Genomic DNA, 20,997 nt, shown 5'->3' with positions numbered 1-20,997 from the left:
GCCAACCCTCATCAGCTCCCCGTTCTGCAGGCGTAAAACTTTGAAAGCAGCTTCTGTAAGGAATTGTCGGTAATTCTGGCTAAGCGGCCCACAACGCCACGCAGCGCATGAGTACGGCAATTTCGGGATGAGCGTCCCGGACACCCATTTGGGACCACTGATGAGGGTAATAACTGTGCTTGAAGCCTACCGCAAACATATCGAAGAGCGTGCAGCACTGGGTATCGTTCCCCAGCCGCTAAACGCCGAACAAACTGCAGGCCTGGTTGAGCTGCTGAAGAATCCTCCTGCTGGCGAAGAAGCTTTCCTCGTTGACCTGATCACCAATCGCGTTCCGCCTGGCGTGGACGAAGCAGCCTATGTAAAGGCCGGCTTCCTGTCTGCGTTGGCCAAAGGCGAAGCCACTTCCCCTCTGATCGACAAAAAGCGCGCGGTTGAACTGCTTGGCACCATGCAAGGCGGCTACAACATCGTGACCCTGGTTGACCTGCTCGACTCCGCCGAACTGGCTGCAGTCGCTGCCGCGCAACTCAAGCACACCCTGCTGATGTTCGATGCTTTCCACGACGTCGCGGAAAAAGCCAAGAACGGCAACGTTCACGCTCAAGGCGTACTGCAATCCTGGGCTGACGGCGAGTGGTTCAAGAACCGCCCGGTTCTGGCCGACAAGATCAGCCTGCGCGTATTCAAGGTCACCGGCGAAACCAACACCGACGACCTGTCCCCTGCGCCTGATGCCTGGTCGCGTCCAGACATCCCGCTGCACGCCCTGGCCATGCTGAAAATGGCCCGTGACGGCATCGTACCGGACGAGCAAGGCGTCACCGGTCCGATGAAACAGATCGAAACCATGCGCGGCGAAGGTTTCCCGATCGCCTACGTCGGCGACGTAGTGGGTACCGGCTCTTCGCGTAAATCGGCAACCAACTCGGTGCTGTGGTTCTTCGGCGACGACGTTCCTTACGTGCCGAACAAGCGCGCTGGCGGTTTCTGCTTCGGCAGCAAAATCGCTCCGATCTTCTACAACACCATGGAAGATGCCGGCGCATTGCCAATCGAATTCGACGTCACCAACATGAACATGGGCGACGTGATCGACCTGTACCCTCATGCCGGTAAAGTCACCAAGCACAACAGCGACGAAATCCTGACCACCTTCGAAATGAAGACCCCGGTCCTGCTCGACGAAGTCCGTGCTGGCGGTCGTATCCCGCTGATCATCGGCCGTGGCCTGACCGAGAAGGCGCGTGCCGAACTGGGTCTGCCACCGTCCGACCTGTTCAAGAAGCCGGAAGCTCCGGCTGAAAGCACCAAGGGTTTCACCCTGGCGCAGAAAATGGTCGGCAAGGCGTGCGGCGTAGCCGGCGTTCGCCCAGGTACCTACTGCGAACCGAAAATGACCACCGTCGGTTCCCAGGACACCACTGGCCCGATGACCCGTGACGAACTGAAAGACCTGGCGTGCCTGGGCTTCTCGACCGATCTGGTGATGCAGTCCTTCTGCCACACCGCGGCCTATCCAAAGCCGATCGACGTCACCACTCACCACACCCTGCCAGACTTCATCATGACCCGCGGCGGCGTTTCCCTGCGTCCGGGCGACGGCATCATCCACAGCTGGCTGAACCGCATGCTGCTGCCGGACACCGTCGGCACCGGTGGTGACTCGCACACCCGTTTCCCGATGGGCATCTCGTTCCCGGCCGGTTCCGGTCTGGTCGCGTTCGCCGCAGCCACTGGCGTGATGCCACTGGACATGCCGGAATCGATCCTGGTGCGCTTCAAAGGCAAAATGCAACCGGGCGTCACCCTGCGTGACCTGGTTCACGCCATTCCTTACTACGCGATCCAGGCTGGCCTGCTGACCGTAGAGAAGAAAGGCAAGAAGAACGCCTTCTCCGGCCGCATCCTGGAAATCGAAGGCCTGGACAACCTGAGCATCGAACAAGCCTTTGAGCTGTCCGACGCTTCGGCTGAACGTTCGGCTGCCGGTTGCACCATCAAGCTGTCGAAAGAGTCGATCACCGAGTACCTGAGCTCCAACATCACCCTGCTGCGCTGGATGATCGGCGAAGGCTACGGCGATGCGCGGACCCTGGAACGTCGTGCTCAAGCGATGGAAGCCTGGATCGCCAACCCTGAGCTGATGGTTGCCGATGCTGACGCCGAATACGCTGAAGTCATCGAAATCGACCTGGCCGACATCAAAGAGCCTGTGCTCTGCGCGCCGAACGATCCGGACGACGCCCGTCTGCTGTCCAGCGTTGCTGGCGAGAAGATCGACGAAGTGTTCATCGGTTCGTGCATGACCAACATCGGTCACTTCCGCGCTGCCGGTAAACTGCTGGATCAGGTCAAGGGTCAGCTGCCAACCCGTCTGTGGCTGTCGCCGCCGACCAAGATGGACGCTCACCAACTGACCGAAGAAGGCTACTACGGCATCTACGGCAAAGCTGGCGCGCGCATGGAAATGCCGGGCTGCTCGCTGTGCATGGGTAACCAGGCTCGCGTTGAGCCGAACTCCACCGTGGTCTCGACCTCGACCCGTAACTTCCCGAACCGTCTGGGCGATGGCGCCAACGTCTACCTGGCTTCGGCCGAGCTGGCGTCGGTGGCTTCGATCCTGGGTCGCCTGCCGACCGTCGAGGAGTACATGGCCTACGCGAAAGAAATCGACACCATGGCCAGCGATGTCTATCGCTACCTGAGTTTCGACCAGATCGCCGAGTTCCGTGAAGCTGCAGCGAACGCCAACATCCCGGTCGTTCAAGCTCCCTCGCCACAAAAAACGCCGCGCATCGTAAGGTGCGCGGCGTTTTTTTATGCCCTAAGGTTTTACCCTTACGCTTTAAGCGCCTCCTGCACCGCACCGTCAACGCTCAAGTCACAGAGAGTGACCTGCAAACGCTTGACTTCCGGTAGCGCCGAAAGTGCCGCTTGCGCCTCGAGCTTGAGACGCGCCAGCACCAGGCGCTTGCCTTCGTTGCGTACCCGCAAGAAAAACTCCTGCAACGCCTCGATGCTGGTGCCGTCCAGGTCAGGCGACTCTTCCAGACTGAGAATCACCGTGTGAATCGGCGTTTCAGAGTGCCGAATCAAGTGCAATGCACCGCCGAGAATCCGCTCCGCGTTAGCAAAAAACAGCGCTTCACCCGGTCGGACAATCAGCATACCCGGCACAGCCTTGGCCAAGGGGTGACGTTGCACGTCGACAAAGTCGTGCCCGGTGCCGATGTGCCCGAGAACCTGAATATCCGCCGCTGACATTTGCTTGAGCATCAACAGCACACTGATCGCCACCGCCACCAGCAAACCGTCCAGCACCCCCAACACCAACACCGCGGCCACCGCACAGATCACCAGCAGACGATCACGTCGCCAGACGAAATAGCGCCCCAACGGTTGCAGGCTCAAGCCACGGCCCAGCGCATGCATGACGATCGCAGCCAGTATCGGCTCAGGGGTCAAGGCAATATAGGGCAGCACCGTCAGGACAATGATCAGCACTACCAGCGCTGCCACGCCCCCGGAAAATCGCGACGTCGCACCGGCAGCCTCATTCGCGGAAGTTGCGGAATAGCCCGCCCCTGCCGGCATCCCGTGGAACAACCCGGACAGCAGGTTCGACGCCCCCAGCGCCAGCAAATCCCGGTTCGAGGACACCCGATCACCGTGCTTGAGGGCGAACGAGCTGATCGAGCCGTAGGACTCCGCATACAGGATCATCACCATGGCAAAGCCCAGTTCCCCGAGGCGTAACCAGTCGGCAAAAGGCAGCACCGGCAGCTTCGGAATCTCCAGGCCAAGGTCGATAACCCCGATCATCCTGACCCCGTAGGCCGGCAAATTCAGCCATTGTCCCGCCGCGATGCCGATCACCACCACCAGCAAGCCACCCGGCAAGCGCCGAAACCGCCCGAACACCCACAACAAGGCCAGCGCCACCGCCGCCACACCGGCGCCGGCCCAGTTCCACTGAGGCAGTTGCTCCAGCAACTCCGGCAAAAAGTGAATCGGATTGCCATTGTGCAAGTGCACGCCGACCACACTGGCGAGCTGTTTAAGAATGATCGTCAGTGCCAGCCCAAAGGCAAAGCCGCGCAGTACCGGCTTGGCGATGAACGACGTCACACTGCCAAGCTTGAACAACCCGGCCAGTAGAAAAAATGCGCCGGTCACCAGGACCAGCCCGAAGGCCAGGCTTGCACGAAGTTGCGGGTCGCCATTGGCCAGTGTCGCAGTGGCGGCCGCCAGCACGGCGGCTGACGAAGAGGTTGCGGAAACGATGGCAAACCGGCTGGTACCAAACAGTCCATAGCAGAGTAACCCCGCGAACAGGGCAATCACCCCGGCCTGCGGCGCCAGGGCTGCAATACTTGAATACGCGACAGCCTCGGGCAGCAGCAGACCAGCAATCGATAAGCCGGCCAACAGGTCCTGCAAACGGTTGGGACGCTCGGTGGTGGTTTGGGGCGATACAGTCGGCGGATCAGTCGGCAATCAGGTGTCTCCAGACAATCAATTCCAAGCCGGCCAGATCGACAACGGCATAAAACAGCACATCGATCACGCTGCCTTGCAGGCACAAGCGTAGCCTCAAATCCGCAATGGTACGTGAGCTGGATCAGCTTGCCCCGGATAACCCGCGCAGAGGGTCGCGCCGGGTTTTTCGAGCGGGCAAAAAAAACGGCCGCTGCGCGTATAAAGCGCAGCGGCCGTTGCCTCACTGAATCAGGCGGTCAGCGAATAAATCAGCGCCGAAATCGCCACCAGGCCCACCAGCGTCACGAAGACGTTGGAGGCCTGGCCGCGATAACGGGCCATGGCCGGTACCTTGCGGATCGCGTACATCGGCATCAGGAACAGAATCGCGGCGATGACCGGGCCACCGAGGGTTTCGATCATCCCCAGGATGCTCGGGTTCAGCGTGGCGACGATCCAGCAGACCACCAGCATGAATGCTGCGGTCATACGGTCCAGGGTCTTCGGTGCCGGACGGCGACCGCTCTTGACGATCAGCCCCTTGAGGCCTTCGCTGGCGCCGATGTAGTGGCCCAGGAACGACTTGGAAATCGCCACGAACGCAATCAACGGCGCGGCGAACGCGATCGTCGGGTTGCTGAAGTGGTTGGCCAGGTACGACAGGATCGACAGGTTCTGTGCCTTGGCCTCGGCCAGTTGTGCTGGCGACAGGGTCAGCACGCAACTGAAGACGAAGAACAGCACCATCACCACCATCAAGGCGTGAGCGCGAGAGAGGATTTGCGAGCTGCGTTCTTCGGCATGCACGCTATAACGACGCTTTTGGTCCACTGCAAAGGCCGAGATGATCGGCGAGTGGTTAAACGAGAACACCATCACCGGAATCGCCAGCCACAGCGTGTGCAGCAACGCCGAAGGCTCGGGCAAGGTGCTCGCGGTGGCGAGAATGCCGCCGTTCCAGTGCGGAATCAGGAACACCGCCAGAAACAGCAGCGCAACGATGAACGGGTACACCATCAGGCTCATCGCCTTGACGATCATCTGCTCGCCGCAGCGCACCACAGCCAGTAGACCGAGGATCAGCACGAACGACAGAACCGCCCGCGGAGGCGGCATGATGTGCAACTGGTGCTCAAGGAAACTGCCCACGGTGTTGGTCAGGGCAACGCTGTAGATCAGCAGGATCGGGAAGATCGCGAAGAAGTACAGCAAGGTGATCAGGGCACCGGCCTTGATCCCGAAATGCTCTTCGACGACTTCGGTGATGTCTGCCCCCGCACGACCGGATAGCACGAAGCGGGTCAGGCCACGGTGCGCGTAAAAGGTCATGGGAAACGCCAGCAACGCCAGGATCAACAGCGGCCAGAAACCGCCAAGACCTGCGTTGATCGGCAAAAACAGGGTACCCGCACCAATCGCCGTGCCAAACAGGCCCAGCATCCAGGTGGTGTCATGGCGATTCCAGTTGCTGAGGCTTGCTGGTGCCGCCGCTTCATAGCGTTCATCAACGCTATTGGCCTGATCATTCATCCGGTCGGATCTCCGCATTCCGGTCATTTGCCACTCGGTCAGGACGAGTCAGAAAAAGCTGACAGGCAGCGCCCTGGCCGAAACAGGGGCGCGATTCTCCGGGATTAATGAGCAGAAGCAAAGACTTAGCTGAGGAGTGGTTGTGCGGATCAGATGAAAATATGGGCTCCGTCATTGATTGACCGCGTTCACCGTAACGATTGCGATCCCGAGACAAAGCCTGCGTTCAGACATTTTTTTGATCCTGCTTCTATTACTTTCGTCAGCTCCTACACTGAGTTCTACGACTTATGGTGATTGCCAAACCGATCCGGAGTCAGCAACCTGACGCGACATTCGAGCCCTGATATTCCGTGCCTACAGGAGCCCAGCATGCCTGCAACCGTACTGGTACTGGTTGAAACCATTAACGACTACCTGCCGATTCTCGAACATCAAGGCTTCCACCTGATTCTCGCCCCCACCCCCGCCGAGCGTGACCAGGCCATCGCCAGTCATCGCGGGCAGATCGATGCCGTACTGACGCGCGGCCCGTTGGGGCTGTACGCCGACGAAATCGCCGCGCTGCCAAACCTGAGAATCATCTGCGTGATCGGTGCCGGTTACGAGCAGGTCGATCTGCAAGCCGCCAGCGACCGGGGCATTACCGTCACCAATGGCGCCGGTGTAAACGCCTCGTCGGTGGCCGATCATGCGATGGCCTTGTTGCTGTCGTTGGTGCGTGACATCCCTCGGTGCGACGCGGCGGTGCGACGCGGTGAATGGCCGAAGATCATGCGCCCGTCCCTGGCCGGCAAGCGCCTGGGCGTTCTGGGGCTGGGCGCCGTCGGCATGGCCGTCGCCAAACGCGCCGCCAACGGCTTCGACATGACGGTGAGTTACCACAGCCGCCAGTTACTCAGCGACGTTCCCTACGACTTTTGCTTGACGCCCACCGATCTGGCTCGGGCCTCTGACTTTCTGATCGTGTGCACGCCCGGCGGCATCGGCACGCAGCATCTGGTCAACAAGCAGGTACTGGATGCCTTGGGCCCCCAGGGTTTTATCGTCAACATTGCCCGCGCCAGCGTGGTTGCCACCAGCGACCTGATTGCCGCGCTCGAACAACGGCGGATAGCCGGTGCCGCACTCGATGTATTCGATGAAGAGCCTCAGGTGCCGGATGCGCTCAAGGCATTGAGCAACGTGATCCTCACACCTCACGTGGCCGGCCTGTCGCCGGAAGCAACCAAGGGAACCGTTGAACTGGTCGGGCAGAACCTGACGGCGTTTTTCTCCGATTGTCCGGTGTTGACGCCCGTCAAGTTACCCAAGCCGCTCTGAGAGAACCGTGCGACGTTTAGAGCACACCCAATAATGTCCAGAGTCGACGCGACTCCGCGTCAGCCGAGATCAACTCGCCCAGCAGTTCACTCAGCGGTTTATTGCCCCACTCCACGCCACGCCTGATCAAGTAAGGCACCGGGCTATGGGGCTCGGTTCGCGCCAGGTACTCGGCAATCAGCAGCAGTTGCCGATAAGCCTCTTCGCGACTCACCGGCTCGCGCAGTGCCTGCTGGGTTGACGCAGTCTCCGGTTCCAGAGTGTTTTGCAGCGCCTGGACCTGTGGTGGCTCGACCGGGGCCTGAGTGGGTTGACGTGGATGCATCGCGATGAACTCCTGAACGAGCGTCAACAGCGCCTCGATGACGCCCTGCAACGATGTGTAGCCTGGCGCCTGGCTGCCCAGGTAGGCATCACTCCAGTCCTCCAGCCGTTGCAGATGCTGCAAGCTCAGCAACAGGCTGCCTTGGCTGCGCAACCAGAAGGACAGCGGTGTCGCGCGAATCTGTTCGGTGAGTTTTTTCTGCTCGTTGCGCGCAGCTTCCGCTGAGGTTTTTGCGGCCTTGGTGTCATTGACCATCACCTGCTGCACTTGCAAGCGCCGCCAGCCATCCAGGCAGAAACCCGCAAATTCGCTGGTGCGCGTGTCGAACAGCGGCACCCGGGTGAGCAGGATTTCGCTGTAGCGTCGCACCAGCCATTCGAGAGGAATCACCCGCCACGACTGATCGCCCTCCTCGGCCTGAGGGTGAAGTTGCTCGGGGTAGCGCTCGCATAAACCGGCCACCAGCGCCAGGCTGCCCGGCAATCCTTCCAGGCCGTCCAGATGCAACCAGGCCTCGCCGAGCCAGGCGCTGAGCATCAAATCCTTGCTGCGCTCCAGCAGCAAGCGCCTGGCAAGTTTTGCCAGTTCCGGCCATTGGGCACGCTTGATCGAAGACTGCCAGACGCCCGTCGGCAAACTGGTATCGTCCTCGCGGCGCAGTTCGCGCAACTGATCGAACTCAGGCTCATAGCGCAGGTCCTGGCCACAGGGAGCTTCGTCGCTGATCGGTTCGATCAGCTGTGCGATCAACTCCGGCAGCGGCGATGACACTGATAGCGACGGCAGACTCACAAGCCCTCCTCGTTCGTCACGATGGCCGCCGTCGAACCCGTCGAGACAAAGGGTGAACGCGGTGCACGGGTCGGCAACGGTTGAATGGACAACGGCAGTTTTGATCCCTGAGTCATCCATGACAGGCGCATGAACATCTGTGTCGGCTCCTCAATGCTGGTGCTCGCGGCGACCGGCAAGCGCAAGGTCAGTGGAAACTCCGTGTAGTCCATGCTCGGCTGGCGCTGAATCGACTGGTGCGAACGCATCAGCCGCAGCAAGGACCAAGGGCCGCCGTACTCCCAGCCGGCCTCCAGATCCCTGATCACCAGGTTCGGTTGCAACGGGTCGCTGACCGGCCGCTGAGGGCCATTCCTGGCCCAGCGCAACGTCAATCTGACGGGCTGGCCGACCAGCCAGCGCAGGTTCTGCTGGGCCTCGCCGGGATAGCTGATTTGTTGATTGCCGGCATTCAAGCCCCAGGCAATGACCTGATCGGCGCCATGCTCTTCCTCGCGATCAGTGCGCCAGCGCACGTCCATTTCCACCCCCAGAATGCCGCTTTTATCTCGCACAAACAGCGGCCCGAGCCAGGTGCTGGCCTGTTTCAAACGGTTGAGAAAGTCCTCGGCGGCCAATCGTTCCGGCGTCTGGCTGAGCTGCAAACCGGCTTGCGCCACCGGCAGGCGCTTGTCGATCAACTCCAGCAAATGCTGGACCCGCGCCGGGTCGGCATCGGTCACCTGGGTGCCATTGGAGAACGGAAAACGCTCGGCCAGGTACTGATTGAAATAGTTGGCCAGGTCGTTCCAGGCCGCCGAAGCCTGTTGCTGTTGCAGCGACTGACAGCGCTGCATCGCGGTTTGCTGCAGCTCCTGGGCCCTCAGGGCAAGCGTCCCACGGCCGCCGGAAAGGTTGGCGGTTTGCAGGATTTGCGCACAGGACCCGGCATCCATTTCGATAAAGTCCCGGCTCACCAGCTGTTCGATCTGTGCCGCAGAACTGGCAGGATTCTGCTCCTTGTACTTGAGCAGTTCATCATTCAAGGCACTGAACTGCACAACCCGTTCGTAATCCAGTCCCGACAGATTCGGCTGCTGGACCTTCAGCCACTCCAGCGCCGAAGTACGTTGTTCAGTAATACCCAACATGGTGTTGAACTGCTGCTTGAGGCTCAGTTTCAGGTCCTGCACATCACTGGCACCGTACAGTTGCAAGCCGAGGTTTTTCGAACCATCCCAGCGCGCAATACGGGTCCTTTCGCTGAACAGCGGCTGGGCGATTATTTCGTTCAGGCCACTGGCGACCTCGGCCAACGCCCGGCGGTTGAGCGCGTTCTGCAAACGGGTGGCCAGGTCACTGCGCCGCAACTCGACAAAGGCTTTCTGCAACGCCACCGCCTGCGAGGCCTGCACATTGAACCCTGTGCCTTGCTGCACCTGGCCGCCCTGTTCCTCCAGGCTGAGCCACATCGCCTTGGCCGCCGCCCCTTCCGCCGCCTGGAGCAGCGCGCCTCGGTACGCCGGCGGGATACGCGGCAACTCTTCGCTGGCGTAGCTTTTGTAACTGGCGAAGTAATTCAACGCGCTGTTGAGACCATCACTGTCGGCGTTCTGACCCTGTGAGGCACTGAGATCGGAATCATCCTGACGCAGTGCGATGGCCACGAAATCGCGCTTGAACAACGCCTGCACGGCGTTGTCCAGCTGGCTGACATGCTCTTGCAACGCCAGTTGTCCGCTGCCTTGCTGAACCAGCAAATTGCCACGCGAGCCGGCCTGGGCAATCCACTGATCACGAAAGCTCTGCTGCAACTTCGACGCCTGCATGTCCAACTGTTGCTCCAGTTGCGACCCGAGCAAGGCGCTTTGCCGGACTTTATCCATCAGCTCGCGGTAGCCCGGCACCAGATCCTGGCCCTTGCCTCGTCCCCACGCCGAGTTGGTCAAGCCAATCAACGCTTGCAGGTCGTCAATCAGCGCCCTCAAGTCCTCAAGTTCGCTGAGTGAATTGCCACTGCCGGACTCCAGCCGCTCCAGGTGCAACTTCAGGTAACCGGCCTGACGCACGAAGTTGTCAGCCAGAAAGTACTGGTCCAGCCAGCGCTCCATCAGGCCTTCAAAATTCGCCGCGATGGAGGAGCGTTCCGTGCTTAGGTCCAGCGCTTTCAACCCGCTGTTGTCGGCATTGAGCAGGACCCGGTTATAGAACGCCGAGCGACGCAACGTGCCGACGTTGAGGTTCAGCGACAACGCGTTATTGCTCAGCAGCACCAGGTCATCGAGTGGGGTCCGGGAATTATTCAATGCCTGATTGAACCACTGGTTCTGTTGTTCGAGACGCACCGCGCGCTCTACCAGTTCCTTGGCCTTGACGTAGTTTTGCCATTGCGCCGGGTCTTCGCTTTCCACGTTCACCCGGCGCTCGGTATTGCGGATCGCCTTGAGTTGCGCCAGGTCCGACACCAGCAACTCTTGCAGCGGCACCAACAACTGCCGCTGAGCCGTCAGCCGCAACTCGTCTTCCAGCTGCGCATCCAGCGTGGAAAACCAGGAGGTCGGAAAGACCACCGAACTGAACGTCCAGCGCGGGGCTCGTTCCAGTACCCGCCAGAAACCCTCGACGTTACGTCGCGTCGGTTCCAGCCGATGGCTTTCATCCGTGACGGCGACATAATTTTTCTGCGCACCTTGCAGCAAACGTGACAACTCATGGGCATCCTTGACTGAGTCGTGCCAGACCCAAACCATACCGATCGCCCAGACCAGACCAACCACCAGCGCCACCACGCCGGTCACCCGTTGCCAGCGTTGGCGCAAACGCAAAATCCGCGGTACGACCTGAGCCACGCCACGTTCGGCGACAATCCGTCGCTGCCACAACTGCCGGGCAAACGCGCTCTGCTGCAACACCGTGTCATAGGCCGAGAAGTTGTCTTTAGCACTCTCCGGCGCTTGGTTGGCGGTGAAGTAAATCCCGCGAAAACGCGGCGCCTCGCCTTGTGCATTGCCCTGGAAAACCGGCTCTAGCAGGGTTTGCAGTGTGCGCCGCTGCGCTTCGAAACGGTCCGGCAAGGCAAACAATTCGCTGCCCAAATGCCCGGACAAGGCGCCGATCTCGATGATCGATTCAGACAATGCCCGGCTCACCTGATCCAGCGCCTGATCACTCCAGTGCGATTGCCAGACCGCCTCAGGCGAATACGGCGACGACCAGCCCAATGCCCGTTCCCGTGCCTCGGCCGGCAATGCAGCAATCAACGCCTGAAAGCCCGGCAATTCTTCCATCCCGGTAATGACCACGTACACCGGCAGGCTCAGACCGAACCGCTGCAACAGATCGATGAAGCGCCGCCGTGCCGCCAGACCGAGACTGGCCGCCTGCTCCGGATCGCCCAGTTGACTGATTGGTACGGTCCAGATCACCGCGTCCAGCGGCCGCTTGCTGCGCAGGCGCACGATCAACCCCAGCAGACGCCACCAGCCGCCCCGCTGCAGGTTCAAACCTTCATCGGGCAGGAACAACGCCTGTGGCACCACCAGCACTGCGCCCTCGGGGTCCGACCACCAGCGCCCGAACCAGGCCGGTTTGTCGGTGGGTTGCAAGCGCCATTGAGCACACAGTTGAGTGCCCTGGGTTTCGTTGCCAAGCATCAGCAGCCACGGAATCTGATAGCGGTCCTGCGTGCCTTGCTCCTGTTCCATGTGCCGGACCGACAGGTAAAAACTGCGAATCGCCGCTCCACTCTGGGTGCGCAACCACCAGACCGCCACGAGCAATACCGCCAGCAGCAACAGCACGGCAACGACAGTCAAGACAATCCCCAGGGTGCTCATGAGTCTTGCTCCTGGGCCGCGGCCATTTCGGAAAGGTGCATGACCGGCTCGAGCTCCTGATGAATATCGCGCCAGAACATCTGCCCCAACCCGGTCATCAACAGCACCACGCCGAGAATCGCCAACCCCAGACGAAAGCCGTCGGGTAGCGACAGACGCATGGGCAACTGCACGGGAGTCACCGCCGATGGCTGCTCCAGCCGGGCGCTGACATCGGCGTAATCGGGCTCGTGTTGCCAGGCAAACGCGAACAGCGCCAGCCGCCATTTTTCATGCTGGAGCTGATTCTGCTCGCCGCGCAGACGTCCTTGAAAACCCAGTACCAGGCATTGCAGATACACATTGGCCAGATCCCGGGTGGCCGGCACCTGGTCGTCGAGCAATGTCTTGATCGCCAGTGGCAGCCGTTCGCCCGCCTGACGACTGGCATACATCCGTGACTCCAACGGTTTGTCCTGCCAGGCAAGCTGACCCGGCCAGGACGCAAACAACAGGGTCTCGTCGATCAACGCGACAAACGCATACACCACGGCAGTCACCTGTTCGGTGGCGACATCACCGACTTTGGCAAACGCCGTTCGCCACAAGCGCTGGGTAATCTGCGTGGAAAACTCGACGACGGCCTCGACCAAAGATTCATCGTCACTGTCTTTGGGCTGTTCGTTCCAGGCTTGCGACCACTCTTGCCAGGCCTGACGAAAAGCACTGCTCAGTGGCGCTTCGTGGAGGCCTCGTGCACCGCTGCCGACGTTCCCTTCAGGCATTGGATTCCCCTTCCCTGATCAAGCGTTTTCACTGGCTTGAGCGACAAACAGCACCACTTGCCACGGGCTGCTCGCCAGCTGCGAGGCCGGCGCGACAATCTGCAACGGCAGTTGCCCGTCGAACCATTGGCCCTGGGCGGTGACCACAAATAACCGGGTATCTTCGCCCACGCTGTAGGCCACCTGTTCGTTGCGACTCATGGCCTCATGCGCCAGACCGCGCATGCGTTGTCGACCGAGCAAGGCAATATGCGGCGCAGAGGCGATGATCGCCCGGCTCAACCACTCGCTCGCAGACTGCTCGCTTGCGCCGTTAGGCATGCGCAAGCCGATCACCAGGCGCTGGCTCGGCTGATCGTCGGGCAACTGGATCGAGAAGGCATGTTCGTGGCGTTCGAACGGCAGGCTGCGATAGCCGGCGCGAATCAATTCGAGGGTGTTGTCCAGCCAGACGAGAACGCTCTCGTAGCCACGCTGCAATTCGAGAAAATCCAGCGCCGCAAAGGCCGGCACACCCGCCAGCGGATCAAGCGCCAACCAGGCGCCGGCCAACCCGAGTAACAGGCCATACAGCGCTTGAGGTGTCGCCAGCCGGCTGCTCAACAAGCCCTCGACCTCCGGCAGTCGCGCCCAGAGCGCCGTCAATTGGCGACGAATTTCCGCGGCGTCATCCTGATTGCCGGCCTGCTGTGCCTGACGCAAGCGACCGGCCAGAAACATGCATTTCTCCCGGGCCCGGGCGCACAGACCGGCGACCCGACGCCCCAACACCGACTCCGGCAACAGACACGGCGTCGGCGCGGTGTAGGGCAACTGCAAAAAGCCGCCGCCTTCCTTGCGAACGCGCAGCAGCGGCACACAAATCGAATCAGCCTTGTTCAACTGCGTACACAAACGCGGATTGGGTCGCCACACAGTGATCGACTCGGGGTATTGACCGCTGGTGAGGTCTGGCAGTGCATCGCCGACCACCGATTGCAATCGTCCGGTGAGCGGCAGTAATTGCCCGGCACGCCACAACGGGCTGACCGCCAGGTACACGGTCACAGTGGCATTGTCCGTTGCATTGACCGCTTCGCTGACATCGAGCTCCAGCATCGGCCCTACACCGGCCTGCACATTGACCGGTAAACCATCCGGCAACGTCGCCTGCAAGGCGAGCAAGCGAACGTGCCCGGCGCTGAGTGCCGAGGGGTCGATGTCGAGATGGGTGACACCCCAGAACCAGGGGTTGCAGGCCTTGGCAAAATGCGCGACCAACGCTTCGGCGCGCAGCCCTTGCAACTGAAAATGCTGGGGCAGCAATTGCATGCCCTCGTGCCAGCAAACCGCGTCAGGTAGCAAACTCATACGATTCCCTTCGACGTCGAATGGCGCCGCTGGCCCGCGGCCTGGCGGTCTGTTCAGTGCAGATCAGTGCGCAGTGTCGCTGACCAGCGTCATCTCGCGACTGTCGAACTTCAGCCAGGCCTTGCTCTGATCGTCCAGTCGAAGTCGGTGCGCTCCGGGTGTGTTATAGCTCGCGAAGATCAAAAGTCCAGCGGCCCGCTTGCCGCCCAGGGGGAAGGGTTGTTGATCGATAAACTGCCCTGGAACCAGCTCCAGCCCCCAGACCGTCATCAGCTGCCGGTAGTCGCGTTGAAACTGCTCACGCTCGCTGAACCATTGCCGAGCGGTCAGGGCCGACAGCTGTTTGAGCAGGTCCGGATCGTTCACCGCCACAAAATCCACGGCAATTGGCGTGTCGTCATTGGCATGGGCGGCGACGTCCAGCGTCAGGCTATCGAGATCGACTCGCGGCCCGAACATCGAACAGCCTGCGAGTAACAAGAACGAGAGAGAGCTAAAAAATCCTGCGCGCACAATGAATTTTCCTTTTCTCATGACGGTCCAGAATTGTTTTTTGTTTGCATTTTTATAGACCTGTTCTAGCGTCTTGGGTAGTTCGGTCGGTACGACGAATGTGGAAGGTTCGTCAAAGGAATGACAGGTCCAACTGCCCTCCCTTTCTAACCTACGGTTCGGTAAGGGAATGCGATGAACGGGCCCTCCGGTGCATTGCTCCCGCCCATGCATCGGAGTCAGTCACCATGGCAGAAAGTACTCAGCACAAGCTCGACAGGGTCCGTCCGCCCCGTGTGCAAATCACCTATGACGTCGAAATAGGTAACGCCATCGAGAAAAAAGAATTGCCTCTGGTGGTCGGCATTCTTGCCGACCTTTCCGGCAAACCCCTGGACCCCCTCCCCAAGTTGAATGAACGGCGTTTCACCGAGATCGATCGCGACAACTTCAACGAAGTGCTCGCCTCGATCGCCCCGCGCGCCACCTTGCAGGTCAACAACACCCTCAGCGGCGACGACAGCAAGCTCAACATCGAGCTCAAGTTCGGTCATATCGACGACTTCGACCCGGTCAAGGTGGTCGAGCAAGTGACACCGTTGCGGCGCCTGTTCGAAGCGCGTCAGCGTCTGCGCGACCTGCTGACCAAACTCGATGGCAACGATGACCTGGACAAGCTGCTGCGCGACGTCATCGCCAACACCGAAGGCCTGCAAGAGATCAAGTCGGCCCGGCCTGAAGCGCAAGCCCCCGCACCCGCCGGTGATGCCGGCAATGCCGACGCGGCGCCGCAAGATCAAGCCTGATCGTTCATTCACTTAGGGAGAAATTGCCATGCCCGCCTCATCCAGCGCCCAGGCTCAAGCCAGCGAGAGTAGCGTGAACGAGACCTTGTCTCTGCTCGACCGAATCATCGCCGAAGGGCGAATGGCCCACGACGACAGCCAGCAGGATTACGCCCGCGACATGCTCGCGGAGTTTGCCACCCAGGTCCTTGACGAAGGCATGGCCGTCGACAAGGACACCGTGGCGATGATCAATGACCGCATCAGCCAGATCGACAAGCTGATCAGCGCCCAGCTCAACGAAGTCCTGCACCATCCGGACCTGCAAAAACTCGAAGCCTCCTGGCGTGGTTTGCACCTGCTGGTGCAGAACACCGAAACCAGTTCCCGACTGAAACTGCGTTTGCTCAACGTGACCCAGAAGGAGCTGCAGAACGATCTGGAAAAAGCCGTCGAGTTCGACCAGAGCGCGCTGTTCAAAAAGATCTACGAAGAAGAATACGGGACCTTCGGTGGTCACCCGTTCAGCCTGCTGGTCGGTGACTACACCTTCGGCCGGCATCCGCAGGACATCGGCCTGCTGGAGAAACTCTCGAACGTCGCCGCCGCAGCCCACGCCCCGTTCATTGCCGCTGCCAGCCCGCGACTGTTCGACATGAACAGCTTCACCGAACTCGCGGTACCGCGTGACCTGTCGAAAGTCTTCGAGAGCCAGGAGCTGATCAAGTGGCGCTCGTTCCGCGAAAGCGAAGACTCGCGCTACGTCTCGCTGGTACTGCCGCACTTCCTGCTACGGCTGCCTTATGGCCCGGACACCTTGCCGGTGGAAGGCATCAACTACGTCGAGGACGTCAACGGCAGTGACCACAGCAAATACCTCTGGGGCAATGCGGCCTGGGCCCTGTCGCAACGCATCACCGAAGCCTTCGCCAAATACGGTTGGTGCGCGGCGATTCGCGGTGCCGAAGGCGGTGGCGCCGTCGAAGGACTGCCCGCCCACACATTCCGCACCACCTCTGGCGATCTGTCGCTCAAATGCCCGACCGAAGTGGCAATCACCGACCGTCGTGAAAAAGAGCTCAACGACCTCGGCTTCATCGCCTTGTGCCACAAGAAAAACAGTGACGTGGCGGTGTTCTTCGGTGGCCAGACCACCAACAAGTCCAAGCTCTACAACACCAACGAGGCGAACGCCAACGCGCGGATCTCGGCCATGCTGCCTTACGTGCTCGCGGCGTCCCGCTTCGCCCACTACCTGAAGGTCATCATGCGCGACAAGGTCGGCAGCTTCATGACCCGCGACAACGTGCAGACCTACCTCAACAACTGGATCGCCGACTACGTGCTGATCAACGATAACGCCCCACAGGAAATCAAGGCGCAGTACCCGCTGCGCGAGGCCCGGGTGGATGTCTCGGAAGTCGCCGGCAAACCGGGCGTCTATCGGGCCACGGTGTTTCTGCGACCGCACTTCCAGCTTGAAGAGCTGACGGCCTCGATCCGCCTGGTCGCCACCCTGCCGCCACCGGTAGCCGCCTGACCTGCCTCCCGCCGGCCTGGCCGGCGGGTTTTCCTTCGCTTATCTAACGCGATTTTCTTCAGGAGTTTCATGCGATGGATGCAATCATTCTCGACCTCGGCGGCGACATCAAAGGTGACAGCCTGCTCGAAGGTTACAAGGACAAGATCGAAGTCATGTCCTACAGCCACAACGTCGCAATGCAGGTGACCAACGACGTCAGCAACTCCGAGCGTACCTCCGGCAAACCGCACATCGGCGAGTTCACGCTGACCAAGTTCGTCGACAGCTCGACCCCGTCTCTCAACGAGTATTGCTGCGCCGGCAAACCGATCCCGGAAGCCAAGATCACCATCGGGCGCAACGCGGCCGAAGGCAGCGGCCAGTTGATGCCCTTCATCATCTACACCCTGACCAACGTAGTGCTGTCCAACGTCAGCGTCAGCGGGGGTACGGGCGGCAAACCGGTGGAAACCCTCTCGCTGAACTTCACCAAGATCAAGTGGGAACTCACCGCGCAGAAAGACGATGGCACCAAGGAAGGCACGGCCGCTTCGACCTGGGACCTGGCCGCGAACAAGCTGATCAAGGGCTGACGGAGTACTCCGACAATGACCGGCACCGGCATTTTGCCGCCGCTGTTCGAACGCCTTGCCGCCAGCGAGGCGGATACCGTGCAGGCGTTCGATCGCCAGGCACTGTTGGAGTCGGTCCGTATCGAGTTGCTGCGTTTGTTCAACACCCGTCGTGGCCTGCGCCCGCTGACCACGCCGCCCAGCGTTATTGACTACGGCATCGCTGACTGGACTGCACTGCAGCAAGAGCGCAGCGATGACCGCCGTCAACTGTCGCGACAGATTCGTGAAGCCATCGACGCCTTCGAACCACGCCTGCAACTCGGCGCGGTCGACGTCACGCCGGTCCCCGAAAATCCGCAACAGCTGAGTATCAGGCTGCAAGGTGAGCTACGCAGCGGCAAGCAGCATTGGCCTGTCGCATTCGTCATCGAGAACGCCGGCGATGGCCTTGAGGTGCGCCATGAGCGACTCGATTGACCCGCAACTGCTCGATTACTACCAGCGAGAACTGACCTGGCTGCGCCACGCCGGGAGCATTTTCGCCGAACGCTATCCCAAGGTTGCCAGGCGCCTGGAGCTGTCTCCCGGCGAATGCCCGGACCCGCATGTCGAACGCTTGCTGGAAGGTTTCGCCTTGCTCGCGGCGCGCCTGCAACGGCGACTCGACGACGATTATGCCGAGTTCAGCGATGCGCTGCTGGAACAACTGTATCCGCTGACCATGCGGCCGCTGCCATCCTGCGCCATCGTCCAATTCCAACCGGACCCGAGCAAAGGCAACCTGGCCGGCGGTTACCCGTTGCCGCGCGACACGCCGTTGTTTGTCACCACCCGCCACGGTGAAAGCATCCACTTTCGCACCAGTGCCGCCGTTCACCTCTGGCCGCTGGAAATCAACGAGGCCTTGCTGCTGGGAAGCGACGAGGCCCAGGCCCTGACCGGCATCGCCCAGGCACGCTCGGCGCTGCGCCTGAGTCTGCGCTGCCTGGGCCAAAGCCAATGGGCGGAGCTCGGCATCGAGCAGTTGCGCCTGCACCTGGCCGCGTCGCCGGTGATCAACGCCAACCTCTACGACTTGCTCGGTGCGCACACCATTCAGCTCCTCGCCGGGCCACCCGGCAGCACACCAAAAGTGCTGGCCGGGCTGCCGAAGATCGTCGGTTTCGCCAACGATGAGGCGCTGCTACCCGATGAAGACGGTGTGCATCCGGGGATGCGTTTACTCGCCGAGTACTTTGCCTTTCCAGACAAATTCAGTTTTTTCGACGTGCCGCTGGCGGGAGCACTCAGCGACAGCCAGACACTGTACCTGTACATCGTTTTCGACCAGGCCCCCGGCAGCCGCCTGCATTTACAAGCCAGCGATATCGCACTGGGTTGCGCGCCGGTGATCAACCTGTTCCCACGGACTTCCGAGCCGCTTCGCCCGGACGGCACTCGTAGCGAATACCGCCTGGTTGCCGACAGCCATCGGGAAAACAGCGTTGAAATCCACAGCATTCGCGCCCTGCGCGCCAGCACCTCGCACGGCGTGCAACGTGTGCCGGCGTATTACGGCAGCCAGCACGGCGGTAATCACCGCTGCTATTGGCACGCCCGGCGAATCAGCGGCATGACCCCAAATCGCTTGGGTACTGACCTGATGCTGAGCTTGGTGGACACCCGGCTTGACCCGTTTGAAGAGGTGACTGAACTGAGCCTGACCGCCGAACTGCTCTGCACCAATCGGCACCTGGCCCAGAGCCTGTCGGCCGGAACACCGCTGGGCTTCGAGCGGCCGGGGCCGGTCGCCTCGGCACGCTTGCGTAATCCGCCAAGCCCGCAAAGCCTGCCGCGGCTGGACGGTGAATCGCGCTGGCGGTTGGTCTCGCAATTGACCCTCAATCATTTGTCATTGGTTGAAGGTCCCCAGGCGCTGGACGCACTCAAGGAAATCCTCGCCCTGCATAACCTGCGTGACGAGACCAGTGCCCTGCGGCAGATCGAAGGCCTGCTGAGCCTGAGCTGCGAGCGCGTCATTGCGCATGTCGGTGAAGACGCCTGGCGCGGCTGGCGCAATGGGCTGGAAGTTCGCGTGCAGCTCGATCCGCAGCATTTTGTCGGCACCAGCGCGGTGCTGTTTTCAGCGGTGCTGGCGCAGTTTTTCTCACTCTATGCCACGGCCAATCGCTTCGTGCGCACGGTGCTGGTTGAATCAGACAAGGAGATCAAGGCATGGCAACCCCAAGCCGGCATGCCGCTCTCCCTCTGAGCCTGAGTCAACGACTGCGCCGCGATCCTCAGGCGTTCGAGTTGTTGCAGGCCTTGTTGCTGCTCGAACGCGAGCACCCACAAGCTGAATCGCTGGGCAGCGGCACTGCACCGCAGGCTGAAGCGCTGCGTCTGCGCGGGCCGCTGACGCCGTTGTTCGCCGCCAGCCAGGTTGAAAGCCTGACCGACGACAATGGCCACAAACCGACCCTGACCACCCCGGTTTTCGGCCTCGGCGGGCCGGACGGCCCCCTGCCCTACGCCTATCAGGAATGGCTGCAACAGCGGGCCCGCGCCAAGGATTATGCACCGGCCGAATTCCTCGACCTGTTCCAGCACCGATTGCTCAGCCTGCTCTACAAAGTGCTGCGCAAACACCGGATCGCCGTGGGCTTTTCAGTGCCGGGCGCGACACCGGTGCATGCTCAGTTGCGAGCGTTGACCGGCCTGCTGCCCAAGGCCCTGCACGAGCGTCAGGCGATTCCCGATGCCGCCGTGCTGGCGTGCAGTGCGTTGTTTGCCGACAGGCGCCGTTCGCTCGCAGGCTTTGCCGCCATCGTGCGCGAACAGTTCGAATGGCCGGTCGAGCTCAATGCCTATGAAGGTGCCTGGCGCGAGATTCCACCCGCCAGTCGCAGCCGCTTGCAGCCCGGTGGGCGCAACCTGCAACTGGGGCGTAGCGCCGTGGCCGGCACGCGGGTCTGGGACGAACATGCCGGAATCCGCCTGACCCTCGGCCCGCTGACACCCGCCCAGGCCGCCGCCTTCTTGCCGGACGGTGAAGCGCACGCGGCCTTGGCCAGCCTCAGCGCGCTGTATTTCGGTCCGGACCTGGAGTGCACACTGGTGCTGCTGGTCCGTGGCGCCAACCCGATCAAACTCGGTCGCCAGACACCGCCGTTGCTGAGCTGGAACAGTGGCCTGCAACGCCAATCCAGTCTTGCCATGCAACGCATCGAGACTCGTCTTCGTCAGCTGGAGATCACCTGAAC

The 20,997-nt window shown here is 61.1% G+C and carries 14 protein-coding genes and 1 pseudogene; 8 read left to right on the top strand and 7 right to left on the bottom strand.

The genetic code is table 11. The features are described 5' to 3' along the window. Window positions 1-175 precede the first annotated feature (175 nt). Window positions 176-2,773, top strand: a pseudogene (gene acnB / locus HK44_RS13580) (bifunctional aconitate hydratase 2/2-methylisocitrate dehydratase); the annotation flags it as partial. A 68-nt stretch (window positions 2,774-2,841) separates the two neighbouring features. Here acnB and HK44_RS13575 read toward each other — a convergent pair. Further along, window positions 2,842-4,500, bottom strand: coding sequence for a SulP family inorganic anion transporter (locus HK44_RS13575; protein ID WP_019690968.1), 1,659 nt, complete (start codon window positions 4,498-4,500; stop codon window positions 2,842-2,844). A 231-nt stretch (window positions 4,501-4,731) separates the two neighbouring features. Continuing rightward, window positions 4,732-6,012 carry a serine/threonine transporter gene (locus tag HK44_RS13570; RefSeq protein WP_019690970.1) on the bottom strand — a complete coding sequence of 427 codons (1,281 nt, stop codon included), beginning with the start codon at window positions 6,010-6,012 and terminating at the stop codon, window positions 4,732-4,734. Window positions 6,013-6,384: 372 nt separating this feature from the next. Between HK44_RS13570 and HK44_RS13565 the strand changes: the two genes are divergently transcribed. Then, window positions 6,385-7,335, top strand: coding sequence for a 2-hydroxyacid dehydrogenase (locus HK44_RS13565; protein ID WP_019690971.1), 951 nt, complete (start codon window positions 6,385-6,387; stop codon window positions 7,333-7,335). Between the two features lie 16 nt (window positions 7,336-7,351). Here the strand turns inward: HK44_RS13565 and tssA are convergent, their stop codons facing one another. From tssA to HK44_RS13540, 5 genes are all read right to left on the bottom strand, one after another. Next, a complete protein-coding gene (tssA, locus tag HK44_RS13560; RefSeq protein WP_019690972.1) occupies window positions 7,352-8,452 on the bottom strand; it encodes a type VI secretion system protein TssA in 1,101 nt (366 codons plus the stop codon). Continuing rightward, on the bottom strand, window positions 8,449-12,267 hold the full coding sequence (locus tag HK44_RS13555; protein WP_019690973.1) for a type VI secretion system protein: 3,819 nt from the start codon (window positions 12,265-12,267) through the stop codon (window positions 8,449-8,451). Before HK44_RS13555 ends, tssA begins: the two co-directional genes overlap by 4 nt. After that, a complete protein-coding gene (locus HK44_RS13550; protein WP_019690974.1) occupies window positions 12,264-13,031 on the bottom strand; it encodes a DotU family type IV/VI secretion system protein in 768 nt (255 codons plus the stop codon). Before HK44_RS13550 ends, HK44_RS13555 begins: the two co-directional genes overlap by 4 nt. Before the next feature lie 18 nt (window positions 13,032-13,049). Next, window positions 13,050-14,381 (bottom strand): type VI secretion system baseplate subunit TssK, encoded by a 1,332-nt coding sequence (gene tssK / locus HK44_RS13545; protein ID WP_019690975.1) that lies wholly within the window; start codon window positions 14,379-14,381, stop codon window positions 13,050-13,052. A gap of 63 nt (window positions 14,382-14,444) precedes the next feature. Then, window positions 14,445-14,894, bottom strand: a complete 450-nt coding sequence (locus tag HK44_RS13540; protein WP_024264921.1) for a hypothetical protein — start codon at window positions 14,892-14,894, stop codon at window positions 14,445-14,447. A 227-nt stretch (window positions 14,895-15,121) separates the two neighbouring features. Here HK44_RS13540 and tssB point away from each other — a divergent pair, with 227 nt between their 5' ends. The 6 genes from tssB to tssG all read left to right on the top strand — a co-directional run bounded on the left by tssB (window position 15,122) and on the right by tssG (window position 20,995). After that, complete coding sequence (gene tssB / locus HK44_RS13535) at window positions 15,122-15,679, top strand: type VI secretion system contractile sheath small subunit (protein WP_019690977.1); 558 nt, start codon at window positions 15,122-15,124, stop codon at window positions 15,677-15,679. 28 nt (window positions 15,680-15,707) lie between these two features. Beyond that, complete coding sequence (gene tssC, locus HK44_RS13530; protein ID WP_019690978.1) at window positions 15,708-17,198, top strand: type VI secretion system contractile sheath large subunit; 1,491 nt, start codon at window positions 15,708-15,710, stop codon at window positions 17,196-17,198. Window positions 17,199-17,272: 74 nt separating this feature from the next. After that, window positions 17,273-17,773: an Hcp family type VI secretion system effector gene (locus tag HK44_RS13525; RefSeq protein ID WP_019690979.1), complete on the top strand. Its 501-nt coding sequence runs from the start codon at window positions 17,273-17,275 to the stop codon at window positions 17,771-17,773. Window positions 17,774-17,788: 15 nt separating this feature from the next. After that, window positions 17,789-18,232 (top strand): type VI secretion system baseplate subunit TssE, encoded by a 444-nt coding sequence (tssE, locus tag HK44_RS13520; protein ID WP_019690980.1) that lies wholly within the window; start codon window positions 17,789-17,791, stop codon window positions 18,230-18,232. Continuing rightward, the gene (gene tssF, locus HK44_RS13515; RefSeq protein ID WP_019690981.1) at window positions 18,216-20,006 is read left to right on the top strand and encodes a type VI secretion system baseplate subunit TssF; all 1,791 of its coding nucleotides are present in this window, start codon (window positions 18,216-18,218) and stop codon (window positions 20,004-20,006) included. Before tssE ends, tssF begins: the two co-directional genes overlap by 17 nt. Next, a complete protein-coding gene (gene tssG / locus HK44_RS13510; protein WP_019690982.1) occupies window positions 19,970-20,995 on the top strand; it encodes a type VI secretion system baseplate subunit TssG in 1,026 nt (341 codons plus the stop codon). The genes tssF and tssG overlap by 37 nt, the downstream gene beginning before the upstream one ends. The last annotated feature ends 2 nt before the right edge of the window (window positions 20,996-20,997 follow it).

It is taken from the genome of Pseudomonas fluorescens HK44 (assembly GCF_000217955.3).
GTDB classification, from domain to species: Bacteria; Pseudomonadota; Gammaproteobacteria; order Pseudomonadales; family Pseudomonadaceae; genus Aquipseudomonas; species Aquipseudomonas fluorescens_AQ.
The sequence above is the reverse complement of the archived record's forward strand: the minus strand, read 5'-3'. Positions and strand labels throughout refer to the sequence as shown.

What these genes read in the sequence shown, in the direction of transcription:
- HK44_RS13570 (WP_019690970.1), bottom strand. Translation starts at nt 6,012, where the DNA reads ATGAATGATCAGGCCAATAGCGTTGATGAACGCTATGAAGCGGCGGCA.
- HK44_RS13565 (WP_019690971.1), top strand. Translation starts at nt 6,385, where the DNA reads ATGCCTGCAACCGTACTGGTACTGGTTGAAACCATTAACGACTACCTG.
- HK44_RS13555 (WP_019690973.1), bottom strand. Translation starts at nt 12,267, where the DNA reads ATGAGCACCCTGGGGATTGTCTTGACTGTCGTTGCCGTGCTGTTGCTG.
- HK44_RS13550 (WP_019690974.1), bottom strand. Translation starts at nt 13,031, where the DNA reads ATGCCTGAAGGGAACGTCGGCAGCGGTGCACGAGGCCTCCACGAAGCG.
- tssK (WP_019690975.1), bottom strand. Translation starts at nt 14,381, where the DNA reads ATGAGTTTGCTACCTGACGCGGTTTGCTGGCACGAGGGCATGCAATTG.
- tssB (WP_019690977.1), top strand. Translation starts at nt 15,122, where the DNA reads ATGGCAGAAAGTACTCAGCACAAGCTCGACAGGGTCCGTCCGCCCCGT.
- tssC (WP_019690978.1), top strand. Translation starts at nt 15,708, where the DNA reads ATGCCCGCCTCATCCAGCGCCCAGGCTCAAGCCAGCGAGAGTAGCGTG.
- HK44_RS13525 (WP_019690979.1), top strand. Translation starts at nt 17,273, where the DNA reads ATGGATGCAATCATTCTCGACCTCGGCGGCGACATCAAAGGTGACAGC.
- tssE (WP_019690980.1), top strand. Translation starts at nt 17,789, where the DNA reads ATGACCGGCACCGGCATTTTGCCGCCGCTGTTCGAACGCCTTGCCGCC.
- tssF (WP_019690981.1), top strand. Translation starts at nt 18,216, where the DNA reads ATGAGCGACTCGATTGACCCGCAACTGCTCGATTACTACCAGCGAGAA.
- tssG (WP_019690982.1), top strand. Translation starts at nt 19,970, where the DNA reads ATGGCAACCCCAAGCCGGCATGCCGCTCTCCCTCTGAGCCTGAGTCAA.